Genomic DNA, 14,682 nt, shown 5'->3' with positions numbered 1-14,682 from the left:
TAAGAGGGTGTGGGGTGGCCAGGGGCCGATGACGGGGAAAAGCCGGCCGGAAGGAGCCGGGACGCCGGGGCAGATGCCTTCGTTGACGAAGGTAGTTACTTGTCCCTACCGTGGTCAATCCTCGCGTCTGTTTCCCCATGACGCGCCCCCACTTCCAACGGACCAACTCGTATCCTCACCCGCCTTCGTTGCGAAACGGTTTCCCTCTCATGTCCGTCATCACCGTTCTCGTTCTCGGCTCCCCCGGTGACGAGCCGCCGCCGAAACTCGACCGGCTGGCCGGGCGCGCCCGGGTGCTGCACGCCGACGAGAAGTCGCTGGCGGAGCTGCTGCCCGCCGCGGACGCGCTGCTGGTCTGGGACTTCACCTCCGACGCCGTACGCCGCTCCTGGCCCGGGCCGGGCCGGCGGCCGGGCTGGGTGCACACCGCGAGCGCCGGGGTGGACCGGCTGCTGGGCTGTCCGGAACTGGTCGCCTCCAAGGCCGTGATCACCAATGCGCGGGGCGTCTTCGACCGGCCCATCGCCGAATACACGGCCGGTCTGGTCCTGGCCATGGCCAAGGATTTCCCCGGAAGCTGGAAATTGCAGAATGAACGGCGCTGGCGGCACCGGGAGACAATTCGGCTGGCGGGAACTCACGCGATCGTCGTAGGTTCCGGTCCCATCGGCCGGGAAATCGGCCGGACTCTTCTGGCACTGGGTGTCGAGGTGGAGCTGGTCGGTCGCCGGGGCCGGGCCGGCGATCCGGATTTCGGACGGATTCACCCCTCCGCCGCGCTCGGCGGACTGCTCCCGTCCGCCGACTGGGTGGTGTGCGCGGCCCCGCTCACCCCGGAGACCACCGGCATGTTCGACGCCGCCGCCTTCTCCCGCATGAAGCCGGGGGCCCGCTTCGTCAACGTCGGGCGCGGTGCCCATGTGGTGCAGGACGATCTGGTGGCGGCGCTGGCCTCGGGCCGGCTCGCGGGCGCGGCGCTGGACGTCTTCGCCGAGGAGCCGCTGCCGCCCGACAGCCCGCTGTGGGACACCCCGGGCCTGCTGGTCTCCCCGCACATGAGCGGTGACACCCTCGGCTGGCGCGACGCCCTGGCCGAGCAGTTCTGCGACAACTTCGACCGCTGGGCGGCCGGTGAGCCGCTCTTCAACGTCGTGGACAAACAGCTGGGCTACGTACCGGACAGGAGCGCCCCATGAGCAGTCCCACCGCCGACGCACCCGGCACCCCCGGCGCCCCCGGTGATCTCACCCGGCTGACCGCCGCCCGGCTGGTCGAGGGCTATGCCGCGCGGGAGTTCACCCCGGTGGAGGTGGTCCGCGCCGTGCTGGAGCGGTCGGAGGAGATCCAGCCGGCGGTGAACGCGTTCGTGCGGATCGAGGCCGAGGCCGCGCTGCGGCAGGCCGGGGAGTCCGCCGAGCGGTGGCGGCGCGGCGAGCCGGCCGGGCTGCTGGACGGGGTGCCGGTGACGGTGAAGGACATCCTGCTGCTGCGCGGCGGCCCGACGCTGCGCGGCTCGTGGACGGTCTCCGCCGACGGTCCCTGGGACGAGGACGCCCCCTCGGTCGCCCGGCTGCGCGAGCACGGCGCGGTGTTCACCGCCAGGACGACGACCCCCGAGTTCGGCTGGAAGGGCGTCACCGACAGCCCCCGGCACGGCGCGACGGGCAACCCGTACGACCCGGCGCGCACCGCGGGCGGCTCCAGCGGCGGCAGCGCGGCGGCGGTGGCACTGGGCGCCGGGCCGCTGAGCCTGGGCACCGACGGCGGCGGCTCGGTGCGCATCCCGGCCTCCTTCTGCGGGATCTTCGCCCTGAAGCCGACCTACGGGCGGGTGCCGCTGTACCCGGCCAGCGCCTACGGGACGTTGGCGCACGTCGGCCCGATGACCCGGGACGCACGGGACGCGGCGCTGCTGATGGACGTGATCACCGGGCCCGACCCCCGGGACTGGTCGCAGCTCGGGCCGGTGCCGGGCAGCTTCCGGGACGGGCTCCGCGGCGGGGTGGCCGGGCTGCGCGTGGCGTACTCCCCCGACCTCGGCGGCCGGCCGGAGGACGCGCCGGAGCCGGCGCCGGAGGTCGCCAAGGCGGTGCGGCGGGCGGTGGAGGTGCTGGCGGAGCTGGGTGCCGAGGTGGAGGAGGCCGATCCGGGCCTGCCCGACGCGGTGGAGTCCTTCCACACCCTGTGGTTCAGCGGCGCCGCCCGGGTGACGCAGCACCTGGACGCCGAGGGGCGCGCGCTGCTGGACCCGGGGCTGCGCGAGGCGTGCGAGCAGGGCGCGTCCCGCAGCGCGCTGGACTACCTGGCCGCGGTGGACGTGCGGATGGCGATGGGCAGGCTGATGGGCGTCTTCCACACCCGGTACGACCTGCTGGTCACCCCGACCCTGCCCCTCACGGCCTTCGAACTGGGGCACGAGGTCCCGCCGGGCGCCCCGTACCGCCGCTGGACGGGCTGGACGCCGTACACCCACCCCTTCAACATGACCCAGCAGCCCGCCGCCTCCGTGCCCTGCGGCACGGACGGCGCCGGGCTGCCGGTCGGGGTGCAGCTGGTGGGTGCCCGGCACGCGGACGCCCTGGTGCTGCGCGCGGCGCACGCGCTGTACGAGGCGGGGGTCGCCGACATCCCGCCGCCGCCGGCACCGGCGGCGGGTGCCGGTGCCGGTGCCGGGCCCGGTGCCGTCAGGCCCGCCGGAAGCTGAGGGTCTCGCCCAGCGCGCCGGACCGCCACAGGTCCTGGCAGGCGTCCGCCATCCGGTCCAGGCCGTCCACCACGCTCCCCCAGACGATCCCCGGCACCCAGCCGGCGTCACCGTTGATGAGCAGGTTGTTTCGCTCGTAGAACAGCGCCAGGTCCACCACCGTCGGCCGCCCCCGGTGCGCGGCGGCGCTCTCGTAGCCGTACGAGGCGGTGCCGAGCTGGACGTCGGTGAAGGTGAAGTAGCACAGGTCCCCGGGAATGGGGGTGACGGTGGGGTTCTCCAGCGGCGGCTCGGCCGGGGCGAACACCGGCAGGAGCGTGTAGATCTCGTTACGCGCGTACTTGGCGTGGTAGACGTCCCCGCCCAGCGGAAGGGCGTTCCACACCGCCTCGCAGGTGAGGGGCGCACGGTCGTCGAGCAGTTTCGCGGTGCAGGTCACGCCCCGCTTTTCGAGCGAAACTTCAATGAAACGGTCTGCCATTTCACTTCCTGTCCGTCGATTTCACTCCCAATACTGACGCAGCGCCCCACCCGGACAGTCAAGCCCGCAACGCCCGTATCAAGGGCTGGAAACAGCAGGCATATCTTCCACCCGATCGGGGTAGTGGCGCGCCCATGGCTCCACCACAGGGGAACGAGACAGGAAAAACGGACAACGACAGAGCACGTGACGGCCGGACGGGAACCGGCCTGCGGATAAGCCGCCGCTCCCTGCTCGCGGGACTGACCGCGCTGGGAGCGGCGGGCGCGATGGGCACGGCGGCCGGCTGCAGCCGGGTGCCCGAGGCCGGGAAGGCCGGCGAGGGGAACCTGCTGGAACGCCTGCGCGCGCAGGGCACCGTACGGCTGGGCATCGCGGGCGAGGTGCCCTACGGGTACATCAACAAGCAGGGGGAGCTGACCGGCGAGGCGCCGGAGATCGCGAAGGTCGTCTTCAAGCGGCTGGGAGTGGAGAACGTCGTTCCGGTGCCGACCGAGTTCGGGTCGCTCATTCCGGGACTGCGCTCGCAGCAGTTCGATGTGGTCTCCGCGGGCATGTACATCAACCCCGAGCGGTGCGAGCAGGTCATCTTCTCGGATCCCGAGTACGTCATGCTCGACGCCTTCATCGTCCGCAAGGGCAACCCGAAGGGCCTGCACAGCTACGAGGACATCGTGGAGAAGGGCGCCAAGATGGCGACCGGCACCGCGTACGCCGAGATCGACTACGCGGTGGCAGCCGGCGTCGACCGCGGCGACATCCTCATCCTGCCCGACCAGGTCGCCGGACTGGCGGCCGTGGAGCAGGGCCGGGCGGACGTGTTCGCCGGGACCTCGCTGACCGTCCGGCAGGTGGCCGAGGGCAGCGACCGGGCCGAGGCCACCGAGCCCTTCCAGCCCATGGTGGACGGCGAACCCGCCATCGGCGCCGGCGGCTTCGCGTTCCGGCCCACCGCCACCGTGCTGCGCGACGAGTTCAACAAGGAGCTGCACAAGCTCAAGGAGAGCGGTGAGCTGCTGGAGATCATGAAGCCCTTCGGTTTCACCGAGGACGAGATGACCGACCTGACCGCGAAGGAGCTGTGCACCCCATGACCTGGGCCTTGTGGGAGTCCTACATGCTGCCCGGCATCTGGATCACCATCCAGGTGACGGTGTACAGCGCGGCGCTGGCCGCGGTGGTCTCCTTCGCGATCGGCATGGCGCGCACCTCCCAGTTGTGGATCGTGCGCTTCCTGGCCGGCGCCTACTTCGAGATCTTCCGCGGCGCCTCGGCGCTGGTTTTCATGTTCTGGCTGTTCTTCGCCCTGCCGATCGCCTTCGGCTGGCAGCTCGTTCCCATGTGGGCGGGTGTGCTGGCGCTGGGCCTGACCTACGGGGCGTACGGCTCGGAGGTCGTGCGCGGCGCGCTGGCCGCGGTCGCCCCCGCCCAGCGCGAGGCGGGCATCGCGCTGAGCTTCACCCGTCTGCAGCGGCTGCGGCGCATCGAACTGCCGCAGGCCTGGCCGGAGATGGTCCCGCCGTTCAACAACCTGGCCATCGAACTGCTGAAGGGCACCGCCCTGGTCTCGGTGATCAGCGTCGCCGACATGACCTTCGCGGCCAACCTCATCCGGTTCACCACCAATGAGAGCGCCCCGATCTACACGGTCCTGCTGCTGATGTACTTCGTGCTCGCCTTCCTCATCACCCGGCTGATGCGGCTGGTCGAACGGAAGGCGAAGGCCGGGATCGGGCAGGCACCGCCACCGCGGGAGGGCCTGCTGGGCGGCATGCGCCGCCGGTCGGGAAGCGCCGACCCGGTCACCGGGACGGCCGCCGCGGGTACCACGGGGGGCAGGCAGTGAACTGGAACTGGGACGTCGTCGACGACTTCATGCCGCGCTTCTGGGACGGGGTGCTCGTCAGCGTCCAGGCCCTGGTGCTCGGCTCGCTGCTGGCCTTCACCCTCGGTCTGGTGTGGGCGATCGCGCAGCGCTCGAGACAGGCGTGGATCCGGGTGCCGGTGACCGCCGTCACCGAGTTCATCCGCAACACCCCGCTGCTGGTGCAGCTCTTCTTCCTCTTCTACGTGGTGCCCGAGTGGGGTCCGGCCATGTCGCCGCTGGTGACGGGTGTGATCGGGCTCGGCCTGCACTACTCGACGTACACCGCCGAGGTCTACCGGGCCGGCATCGACGGGGTGCCCGCCGGGCAGTGGGAGGCGGCCACGGCGCTCAGCCTGCCGCCGGTGCGGACCTGGACGGCCGTGATCCTGCCGCAGGCGATCCGCCGGGTGGTGCCCGCGCTGGGCAACTACGTCATCGCCATGCTGAAGGACTCGCCGCTCATCGCGATCATCGGCGCGCTGGAGATGCTCGGTGAGGCCCGCGCCTACGGCTCCGAGACCTTCCGCTTCCTGGAGCCGATCACCCTCGTCGGCATCGCCTTCATCGTCATCGCCTACCCGGCTTCCCTTCTCATCCGAGTTCTGGAGCGTCGCCTTGCCCGCTGAGATCACCCACACCAATCCCGCCGCGGACGGCCGCGAGCTGATCCTCTTCGACAAGGTGACCAAGCGCTTCGGCGACCATGTCGTCCTGGACCAACTGGAGTTCAGCGTCTCCGCGGGGAAGCACGTCACCCTCATCGGCCCCTCCGGATCGGGCAAGACCACGATCCTGCGGCTGCTGATGACCCTGCTCAAGCCCGACGAGGGCACCATCACCGTCGACGGCGAGCACCTCGTCCACGAGGAGAAGGGCGGCAAGCTCGTCCCTGCGGGCGAGAAGCACATCCGTGAGGTGCGCAAGAAGATCGGCATGGTCTTCCAGCAGTTCAACCTCTTCCCCAACATGAAGGTGCTGCGGAACATCACCGAGGCGCCCGTCCACGTCCTGGGGCTGGGCAAGGACGAGGCCGAGCAGCGGGCCCGCGAACTGCTGGAGATGGTCGGGCTGACCGAGCACCTCGACAAGTACCCCTCGCAGCTCTCCGGCGGACAGCAGCAGCGGGTGGCCATCGCCCGCGCGCTGGCCATGCGGCCGCAGGTGCTGCTGCTGGACGAGGTGACCTCGGCGCTCGACCCCGAGCTGGTCGCCGGTGTGCTGGACGTGCTGCGCGACATCGCGCACAGCACCGACATCACCATGCTCGTCGTCACCCACGAGATGAACTTCGCCCGCGACATCTCGGACGAGGTGCTGATGTTCAACGAGGGGAAGGTCATCGAGTCCGGGCCGCCGGAGAAGATCTTCAACGACCCGGACCACGAGCGCACCCGGGAGTTCCTCAGCGCGATCCTCTGATCCCGGCGTCCGACCGGAGTACGGTGGTCCGCGTTTCGGAAGCGGGCCGCCGGCCAATGCTTCTGGGCACGGGGCGGTGGCGGCCGCCCGCCGCCGCCCCGCGGGCGGCGGACGATCCGCGGACCCGACCGGCGCCGGCTCCCCGCCGGGGCGGTCCCGCCCCTGAGAGGGACACCGTGACACTGCTGGACTCCCCCGGGGACCTCCCCCCGGAGCACTCCCCGGACCGGATGCCGGGCCCCGCGCCGCAGCACGCGCCGCAGCACGCGCCGGACCGGGTGCCGGAGCACGACGCGGGGCCGGTGCCCCTGGGATCGGTACGGCACGCGCTGCGCGTCCTGGAGGCGGTCGCCGCGCACGGGGAGGGCATGACCGGGGAGCTGCTGGCCCGGGAGACCGGGCTGGCGCCCGCGCACCTCGCCGGTCTGCTGCGGATCCTGCACCGCGAGCGGTATCTGGAGCACCTCGCCGACGGCACGTACGCCGTCGGCGAGGCCGCGGCCCTGCTCCGCGGCGGCGGGGACCGGGAACGGACGCTGCACGGACGGCTGTGGCGGACGCTCGCCCGGCTGCGGGACACCCTCGGCGCGGCGGTCTGCCTGGGCCGCTACCGGGACGGCGAGCTGGAGATCGTCCTGTCCGCCGAGAGCCCGGGCGCCCCGGCGCCCGAGGGCTGGCCGGACGTGCGGACCACCGGGCACGCCACCGCGGTGGGCAAGTGCCTGCTCGGCCAGCTGGACCACGAGGCCCGCCGGGACCACCTCGCCCGGTACCGGCCGGTCCGGCTGACCCCGTACACCGTCGCCGACGAGCGGGCGCTGCTGGGCGTCCTGGACCGGCAGCCACCGGCCGTGCCGGTCCTCGACCTGCGGGAGTGCTCGCTCGGCACGGTCTGCGCGGCCGTGCCGGTCACGGCCGGGGCGATGGTCGGCTCCCTGGGCCTGGCACTGCCCGTCGAGGACGCACACCGGCTGCGGCGGGCCGCCGAGGAGCTCAGCGCGCACGCCGCCCGGATGCTGCTGCCGCTCGCCCTGTGAGCGGGCATCCCCGCGGGCGGGTATCATCGGTGCCGACGGCGCGCTCGTGCGCGCCGCGGGCGCCGCTAGCTCAGTTGGTTAGAGCAGCTGACTCTTAATCAGCGGGTCCGGGGTTCGAGTCCCTGGCGGCGCACCGGAGGCCCGGGGGCCCCGCACCGTGTGCGGGGCCCCCGGCGTTTCCCCGCGCGGCTCCGGGGGCGGCGCCCCGGTCAGGACCGGGTGTCGCGCGAGCCGTCCACCGCGGGGGTGTTCCCGAACTTGTCGACGGCCTGGTAGTAGATCCAGGCGGTGCTGTCGCAGGAGGTCTTCGTCGCTCCGCTGTAGCGGGCGCACACCCGCTTGAGGTCGGCGTGGAAGGCGTTGTCCAGCCGGGCCTTGTTCGCGTCGAAGGAGCCGGCCGCCTTGTAGTTGCGGTAGCCGAAGTCATGGCGGGCGCAGGCGGTCTGGAAGGGGAAGCCGAAGGGGTTGTCGGGGGAGCTGCTGCAGTAGTCGGTGGACCAGTCGAAACCGTAGGCGCTCCAGGCTCCCCGGTCGTTCCGGGCGGACAGCCAGGAGCTGTAGCTGCTCGCACTCGTCTGGGTCCAGCCGCTGAGCACCCGGGGCTTGTCCGCGGGTGCCGCAGCGGCGGGTCCGGCCAGACCGAGCAGGGCCGCCGTGGCGACGGTGGACAGGGACACGGTCAGGGACACGGCGGATCTGCGGCGCATCGGGGACGACCTCCGGGAGCGGGAGCGGTGGGACGCCTCGGCGGGGTTTGGCGAGGCGGGGAGCCTTCGGAAGGGGTATCACCCGCACTCCGGCACTGTCATGTGCACAGTCAGTCAACAGTCCGATATTCGACCACTGTTGACCGGATGTTTCCCCCGGACACGGCGGGCACGGCTGTCCCGGAACGCCGCGGAGGGGGCGGGCCCGGGGCCCGCCCCCTCCTGCGACCGGCTCCCGGCGCGGTCAGAACTCGACGTCGGAGCAGGAGTAGAACGCGTTGGCCGTGTCATGGACGGTCCAGACGGCCAGGATGAGGTGCCGGCCGGACTTCTGGGTCGGGAGGCTGCCCTGGTGGCTCTCGGTGGCGGCGGGCTGGCGGCCGCCCATGTGCACCGTCATGAACGGCTGCGGCTCCAGGTCGGCCCGGGTGAGCGGCTTGTTCGGGTCCCAGCCGTCCTTGGTGATGTAGTACTTGAAGTCGGTCGTGCTGTGCCGCGCGGTCATCTTCCAGGTGAAGGTGAAGCCCTGGCCGGGGGTGAGCTTCGTGGCGGGCCAGTTGCCGCCGCGCGGGTCGTCGAGCTGGGCGAAGCGGGAGTTGCCGCCCGCGCAGATCCGGCCGTCGGCGGGACCGGCGGCCGGGAAGCCCTTGGGACCCTCGACGCTCTGGGGCTCCCACTGGATGCCGCCGCAGTCACCCGCCGTGCCGCTGGCGCAGTGCGCCTGCCGGCTCAGCGGCGAGTCGACGTAGCCGTGCGCCTGGGCGGTGCCGCCGGTGGCGAGCACCGTCGTCGCGGCCACACCGAAACCGATCAGTGCCGTGGTGATCCTCTTACGCATTGTCGCGCTCCTGAACGTGGGGGGCCTTCCGGCTCACTGGGGGCAGGCCGGAAGGAGGTCAGGTCTAGACCAAGCAGAACCGACCGTAATCCTTCCTACTGGTCATGTCCAGACCAAACGAAGGAGAGGGTCACCCACGGAGCGTCCCGCGACGCCTCGACGATCCCCGCGTTGGGCATGTCGTTGGTCCGCACCCAGTCCCGGGCCGCCCGTTCCGTACGGCCGCCCGCGAGCTGGCGCTCGACCAGCCGCCGGCGGCGCTCCGCCGGGTCGGCGTCGACGTACCACAGCTCGTCCAGGCACTCGCGCGCCCCGGACCAGCCGGGCAGCTCACAGGCCAGGTAGTTGCCCTCGGTCACCACCAGCCGGGTCCCGGGGCGGACCACGTGCCGGGCCGCGACCGGCTCGTCCAGCGTCCGGTCGAAGTCGGGCACGTAGACGTCGTGCTCCGGTTCGTCCGCCAGCCGCCGCAGCAGGGCCGCGTAGCCGTGCACGTCGAAGGTCGGCGGCGAGCCCTTGCGGGCGGCCAGCCCCAGCCGGTCCAGCTGGGCGTTGGACAGGTGGAAGCCGTCCAGGGGCACGTACGCCGCCGCCCGCGGCCCGTACCGCTCCCGCAGCCGCGCCACCAGCGCCACGGCGAGCGTGGACTTGCCCGCGCCGGGCGGTCCGGCGAGCCCGAGCACGGCCCGCCCTCCGCTCCCGCGGGCCGCCACCCCCCGGGCCATCGCCGCCAGCTCTTCGGTACGCATCACTCGGGACATCACCACGAGGAGTATGCACACACGCCGCCGGGCGGACCGGGGCCGGGCCGGGGCCGGGGCCGGGCACACCGCGAGGTCGGGTATGCTGGTTCCCGCAGGTCGGCACGGGTCGGCGCCACACGGCGCGGGTCCGGCTCCCTGCGGGCGCCGCTAGCTCAGTTGGTTAGAGCAGCTGACTCTTAATCAGCGGGTCCGGGGTTCGAGTCCCTGGCGGCGCACCCGTTCGCTCCGGCCCCACCGCCTCCGCGGTGGGGCCGGAGCGTTTCCCGTGCAGCGGGACCGCCCGTGCCGCGGGACCGGCGGCTCCGGCACGGAGGCGGTGCGGCCGCCCGGATCAGTCGATGCCCCGGCAGATGTGCTGCTCGCCCTCGTCCTCGTCGCCGTCCCCGGCCAGCCGCAGGGGCGGCGGCGGAAGGGCCGGCTCGTCGAGCGCCCGCACCGGTGCGGGCAGTCCGTCGGCTTCCGGTTGCACTGTGTCATACATGGCGGAACGACAGCCTCCGTGGTCCGGGGATTCCGGCTCCGGGTACCTCGTACCCGGCTCTTCAACCCCGGTCCGGTCCGACTCGCTCGGGTGGCGGAAGGTTCCGCTCCCGGTCCGACACTTTCGATCACGCTCTGTTGTGAGCAGGTGACCTGCTGCCATCATGGGTCCCGCCGTCCGGGGCGGGGGTGGCCGGCCGGTCACCGCCTTCCGGCCGAAGGCCGAAGGCCGAAGGCCGAAGGCCGAAGGCCGAAGGCCGAAAGACATCGCCTCCGGCGGGGAGACCGGGGGCGGGAGGCCCCGGGCCGCGGCGCGGAAGCCCCGCAGTCACGGGAACACGTACCGAAGTGCACCGCGCCATGGCAGGGGAGCCGGAGCGCGGGGCATCAGTCGAGGGCGCGCGGTCCGCCGCGCGCGGGGGGTTCGAAGTCATGACGCCGACGCCTGCTGGCGCCGGGCAGCCGCAACGGCCTGCCCCGGATCCGTCCCGGACGGTCACCCTGCGAGTACCCCGCCGGCTCCACCACGGCCGGGAGACCGGCGACCGCGGCGGAGGGGCGCGGTGGCACGAGGCGCCACCGCGCTACGACTACGAGCACCACAGCCGGCTCGCCGGTCCGCTCACCCGGCCGGATCCAAACCGGCCGTACCGGGTGCGCTACCGCGGCCTGCTCGCCCGGGAACCGCACCGGATCGGCGCCGCCCTGCTGCTGGGCGCCGCGCCGCTGGTCTCCCTCGGACTGCTGGTCTGGCTGCTGCAGCCCGGCCACTGGACCAGGCGCGACGACGGCGCGGTCTCCGACCTGGTCCTCAGGCTCGACGTCGTGATGCTGGTCTCGATCGGGCTGATCGAACTGTTCCGCACCCTCAACGTCCTCTCCAACGCGCACGCCACCCTGGTGGCCCGCGACCCGGTACCGGTGGTGCCCGAGTCCGGCACCCGGGTCGCCTTCCTGACCTCCTTCGTGCCCGGCAAGGAACCGCTGGAGATGGTCACCAGGACCCTGGAGGCGGCCGTGCGGGTCCGCCACCGGGGGACGGTGCACGTCTGGCTGCTCGACGAGGGCGACGATCCGGAGGTGAAGGAGGTCTGCGCGCGTCTGGGCGTGCGCCACTTCTCCCGCAGGGGCGTCGCCGAGTGGAACCGGGCCAGGGGCCCGCACCGCGCGAAGACGAAGCACGGCAACTACAACGCCTGGCTGGCGGCACACGGCGACGGCTACGACTTCTTCGCCTCGGTGGACACCGACCACGTGCCGCTGCCCAACTACCTGGAGCGGATGCTCGGCTACTTCCGCGACCCGGACGTCGGCTTCGTCGTCGGCCCGCAGGTGTACGGCAACTACGACACCTTCGTCACCAAGGCCGCGGAGAGCCAGCAGTTCCTCTTCCACGCCCTGATCCAGCGGGCCGGCAACCGCTACGGCGCGCCGATGTTCGTGGGGACCAGCAACGCGGTGCGGATCAGCGCGCTGCAGCAGATCGGCGGCCTGTACGACTCCATCACCGAGGACATGGCCACCGGCTTCGAGATGCACCGGGCGCGCAACCCGCGCACCGGCCGCACCTGGCGCTCGGTCTACACCCCGGACGTACTCGCCGTCGGAGAGGGCCCGACCTCCTGGACGGACTTCTTCACCCAGCAGCTCCGCTGGAGCCGCGGCACCTACGAGACCGTCCTCGGGCAGTTCTGGAAGGCGCCCTTCACCCTGCCGCCCGGCAAGCTGCTCAACTACACGCTGCTGGTCGTCTTCTACCCGATGTCCGCGCTCAACTGGATCCTGGCCGCGCTGAGCTGCGCGCTCTTCCTGGGGCTGGGCGCCTCCGGGGTCCGGATCGACCCGGTGATCTGGATGATGCTCTACGGCAACGCCTCCGCCCTCCAGATCGGCCTGTACGTCTGGAACCGGCGGCACAACGTCTCCCCCCACGAGCCGGAGGGCTCCGGCGGTGTCGCGGGCATGGTGATGTCGGCGCTCTCCGCGCCGGTGTACGCACGCTCGCTGCTGGACGCGGTGCTGCGCCGCAGGAGCGGTTTCGTGGTGACCCCCAAGGGCGACTCCGCCAGTCCGGACACCCTGTTCGGCACCTTCCGGATACATCTGTTCTTCGCCGCCGTGTTCGGCGGTTCGCTGGCCGGCTCCTTCCATCTGGGCCACGACCACCCCGCGATGACCACCTGGGCCGCGCTCGCCCTGCTGATCACCGCGGCGCCGGTCGCCGTCTGGCGCTGGACCCTGTGGCGGGAACGCGACAGCCGGAGAAGCCGGAGAAGCCGGAGAAGACTGCCCGCCCCGGACGCCCCGGACGCCCCGGCGGGTACGGCCGCCGCGCCCGCCCCGGCCCGCGAGGCCCTGCAGACCGTTCCCGGGGGAGAGCACCGATGACGTACCGCCCGAGCCGCCGCTTCCGCCGGATCGCCATCGCCTCGGCGGTCGTCGCCGCACTCGCCGGAGCCAACGGTCCGGCCCTCTACCGCTTCGGCGGCGAGGCCTGGCACGACCACCGGATCAACCAGCCCGGGTACAAGGCGGCCAACGGCCACTGGAGGACCGTGGACGTCCCGGAGAGGTACCGCGTCAACACCATCCACGCGGCGCTGCTGCACACCGGCAAGGTGCTGCTGATCGCGGGGTCCGGCAACGACGCCGAGCAGTTCCGGGCCAAGACCTTCCGCACGGTGCTGTGGGACCCGGAGAAGAACACCTTCGCGAACATCCCCACGCCCAAGGACCTGTTCTGCGCCGGGCACACCCAGCTGCCCGACGGGAGGCTGCTGGTGGCCGGCGGTACCCAGCGCTACGAGACCCTCGAGGGCGACGTGGAGAAGGCCGGCGGCCTGATGACCGTCCACAACGAGGACCCGGACAAGCCGGTGACCCTCCCGGCCGGCACCCGCTTCACCGGCCGCGCCAACGGGAAGACCTTCGCCTCCCAGGCCCCGGTCGTGGTGCCGCGCGCCGGGAAGACCACCGCACCCGGGACGGGGAAGGTGACGGTCACCGTCAGCACCGCCCGGGTCTACGTGGAGGCCCTGAAGAAGGGGAGGAGGCACCAGACCGGCACCCAGGACCAGTACCGCGTCCACGGTCTGAAGGGCGACGACCGGCGGAACGTCTACGGCATCGCCCAGAAGCTCTCCTTCGACAAGAAGGACTTCCAGGGCATCAGGGACTCCTACGAGTTCGACCCGGTGGCCGAGCGGTACGTCGGGGTCGACCCGATGAACGAGGCCCGCTGGTACCCGACCCTGACCACCCTGGCGGACGGCAGCGTCCTGTCGGTCTCCGGGCTGGACGAGATCGGCCAGGTCGTCCCCGGCAGGAACGAGATCTACGACCCGGAGACGCAGAAGTGGTCCTACCTGCCCGAGGAGCGCTTCTTCCCCACCTATCCCGCCCTCTTCCTCGCCGCCGGCGGCAGGATCCTCTACACCGGCTCCAACGCCGGGTACGGCCCCGCCGACGAGGGCCGCACCCCCGGCCTGTGGGACCTGGAGAGCAACGAGTTCCGGGAGGTGCCCGGCCTCGGGGACCCGGACGTCCTGGAGACCTCCATGTCGGTGCTGCTGCCCCCCGCGCAGGAACAGCGCTACATGGTGCTCGGCGGCGGCGGGGTCGGCGAGAGCCGCAGGGCCACGGCCCGGACCGGCATCGTGGACCTCACCGAGCCCGAGCCGCGGTTCACCCCCGGCCCGGACCTGTACGCGCCGGTCCGCTACCCCAGCAGCGTGATCCTGCCCGACGACACCGTGCTGACCACCAACGGCTCCGGCGGCTACCGCGGCCGCGGCGGCTCCGACGTGCTGCGGGCCGGGCTGTACGACGCGAGGACGGACACCGCCCGCACGGTCGCCGATCCGCTGGTGGGCCGCAACTACCACTCCGGCGCGCTGCTGCTGCCCGACGGCCGGGTGATGACCTTCGGCTCGGACTCGCTGTTCGCCGACAAGGCCGACACCCGGCCGGGCGAGTTCCAGCAGCAGATCGACCTCTACTCGCCGCCGTACCTCTTCCGGGGGAAACGGCCCGAGCTGCGCGGCACCGGCGAGCCGCGGACGGTGGAGCTCGGCGGGAAGGTGACGTTCGCCTCGGAGGACGCGGCGAGGGTGCGGACCGCCCGGCTGGTCCGGCCCGGCTCCTTCACCCATGTCACCAACGTCGAGCAGCGCTCCGTCGCCCTGGAGTTCGAGCGGACGGCGGACGGGCTGACGTTCACCCTCCCGGACGACCCGTCCCTGGTGCCCCCGGGCTACTACATGCTGAACGTGCTGGACGGCGAGGGCGTCCCGTCCGAGTCGGTGTGGGTGAAGGTCCCGGTCTCGCCGGACGCGGAGCCGGTCACCGTCGCCGCCGACTGAGCCACCGGGCCGTGTGCCGGACGC

General features: G+C 72.2%; 14 protein-coding genes and 2 tRNA genes. 11 read left to right on the top strand and 5 right to left on the bottom strand.

The annotated features are described in order from the left end of the window. The first annotated feature begins 209 nt into the window (after nt 1-209). Both CUT44_RS27695 and CUT44_RS27690 read left to right on the top strand, forming a co-directional pair. Nucleotides 210-1,196, top strand: a complete 987-nt coding sequence (locus CUT44_RS27695) for a D-2-hydroxyacid dehydrogenase (protein ID WP_100204707.1) — start codon at nt 210-212, stop codon at nt 1,194-1,196. After that, the gene (locus CUT44_RS27690) at nt 1,193-2,704 is read left to right on the top strand and encodes an amidase (protein WP_100204706.1); all 1,512 of its coding nucleotides are present in this window, start codon (nt 1,193-1,195) and stop codon (nt 2,702-2,704) included. The genes CUT44_RS27695 and CUT44_RS27690 overlap by 4 nt, the downstream gene beginning before the upstream one ends. Here CUT44_RS27690 and CUT44_RS27685 read toward each other — a convergent pair. Beyond that, entirely contained in the window at nt 2,685-3,185 is a 501-nt protein-coding gene (locus CUT44_RS27685; RefSeq protein WP_100204705.1) for a DUF3830 family protein, read from the bottom strand. The genes CUT44_RS27690 and CUT44_RS27685 overlap by 20 nt on opposite strands. A gap of 134 nt (nt 3,186-3,319) precedes the next feature. Here CUT44_RS27685 and ehuB point away from each other — a divergent pair, with 134 nt between their 5' ends. The 6 genes from ehuB to CUT44_RS27655 all read left to right on the top strand — a co-directional run bounded on the left by ehuB (nt 3,320) and on the right by CUT44_RS27655 (nt 7,641). Beyond that, nucleotides 3,320-4,279 (top strand): ectoine/hydroxyectoine ABC transporter substrate-binding protein EhuB, encoded by a 960-nt coding sequence (gene ehuB / locus CUT44_RS27680; RefSeq protein WP_100204704.1) that lies wholly within the window; start codon nt 3,320-3,322, stop codon nt 4,277-4,279. Beyond that, nucleotides 4,276-5,031: an ectoine/hydroxyectoine ABC transporter permease subunit EhuC gene (gene ehuC, locus CUT44_RS27675; protein ID WP_100204703.1), complete on the top strand. Its 756-nt coding sequence runs from the start codon at nt 4,276-4,278 to the stop codon at nt 5,029-5,031. Before ehuB ends, ehuC begins: the two co-directional genes overlap by 4 nt. Then, nucleotides 5,028-5,678 carry an ectoine/hydroxyectoine ABC transporter permease subunit EhuD gene (ehuD, locus tag CUT44_RS27670; RefSeq protein ID WP_100204702.1) on the top strand — a complete coding sequence of 217 codons (651 nt, stop codon included), beginning with the start codon at nt 5,028-5,030 and terminating at the stop codon, nt 5,676-5,678. The genes ehuC and ehuD overlap by 4 nt, the downstream gene beginning before the upstream one ends. Next, the gene (gene ehuA, locus CUT44_RS27665) at nt 5,668-6,471 is read left to right on the top strand and encodes an ectoine/hydroxyectoine ABC transporter ATP-binding protein EhuA (RefSeq protein WP_100204701.1); all 804 of its coding nucleotides are present in this window, start codon (nt 5,668-5,670) and stop codon (nt 6,469-6,471) included. The genes ehuD and ehuA overlap by 11 nt, the downstream gene beginning before the upstream one ends. Before the next feature lie 176 nt (nt 6,472-6,647). Next, on the top strand, nt 6,648-7,508 hold the full coding sequence (locus CUT44_RS27660; protein ID WP_233221711.1) for an IclR family transcriptional regulator: 861 nt from the start codon (nt 6,648-6,650) through the stop codon (nt 7,506-7,508). A gap of 59 nt (nt 7,509-7,567) precedes the next feature. Next, nucleotides 7,568-7,641, top strand: a tRNA-Lys gene (locus CUT44_RS27655). 76 nt (nt 7,642-7,717) lie between these two features. On the opposite strand, the gene CUT44_RS27650 is transcribed toward CUT44_RS27655, so the two are convergent. The 3 genes from CUT44_RS27650 to CUT44_RS27640 form a co-directional block, all read right to left on the bottom strand. Next, nucleotides 7,718-8,215, bottom strand: a complete 498-nt coding sequence (locus tag CUT44_RS27650; RefSeq protein ID WP_100204700.1) for a phospholipase — start codon at nt 8,213-8,215, stop codon at nt 7,718-7,720. 244 nt (nt 8,216-8,459) lie between these two features. After that, nucleotides 8,460-9,053, bottom strand: a complete 594-nt coding sequence (locus CUT44_RS27645; RefSeq protein WP_100204699.1) for a lytic polysaccharide monooxygenase auxiliary activity family 9 protein — start codon at nt 9,051-9,053, stop codon at nt 8,460-8,462. 95 nt (nt 9,054-9,148) lie between these two features. Then, entirely contained in the window at nt 9,149-9,802 is a 654-nt protein-coding gene (locus tag CUT44_RS27640) for a nucleoside/nucleotide kinase family protein (protein ID WP_100205228.1), read from the bottom strand. Between the two features lie 156 nt (nt 9,803-9,958). Between CUT44_RS27640 and CUT44_RS27635 the strand changes: the two genes are divergently transcribed. Further along, a tRNA-Lys gene (locus CUT44_RS27635) sits at nt 9,959-10,032 on the top strand. A gap of 116 nt (nt 10,033-10,148) precedes the next feature. Here CUT44_RS27635 and CUT44_RS33250 read toward each other — a convergent pair. Then, a complete protein-coding gene (locus CUT44_RS33250) occupies nt 10,149-10,298 on the bottom strand; it encodes a hypothetical protein (RefSeq protein WP_158239675.1) in 150 nt (49 codons plus the stop codon). Nucleotides 10,299-10,729: 431 nt separating this feature from the next. Here CUT44_RS33250 and CUT44_RS27630 point away from each other — a divergent pair, with 431 nt between their 5' ends. After that, nucleotides 10,730-12,685, top strand: coding sequence for a glycosyltransferase family 2 protein (locus tag CUT44_RS27630; protein ID WP_100204698.1), 1,956 nt, complete (start codon nt 10,730-10,732; stop codon nt 12,683-12,685). Beyond that, nucleotides 12,682-14,658, top strand: coding sequence for a radical copper oxidase GlxA (gene glxA, locus CUT44_RS27625; protein WP_100204697.1), 1,977 nt, complete (start codon nt 12,682-12,684; stop codon nt 14,656-14,658). Before CUT44_RS27630 ends, glxA begins: the two co-directional genes overlap by 4 nt. Nucleotides 14,659-14,682: the final 24 nt, after the last annotated feature.

The organism is Streptomyces carminius, assembly GCF_002794255.1.
In the GTDB taxonomy this organism is placed as follows: Bacteria; Actinomycetota; Actinomycetes; order Streptomycetales; family Streptomycetaceae; genus Streptomyces; species Streptomyces carminius.
The sequence above is the reverse complement of the archived record's forward strand: the minus strand, read 5'-3'. Positions and strand labels throughout refer to the sequence as shown.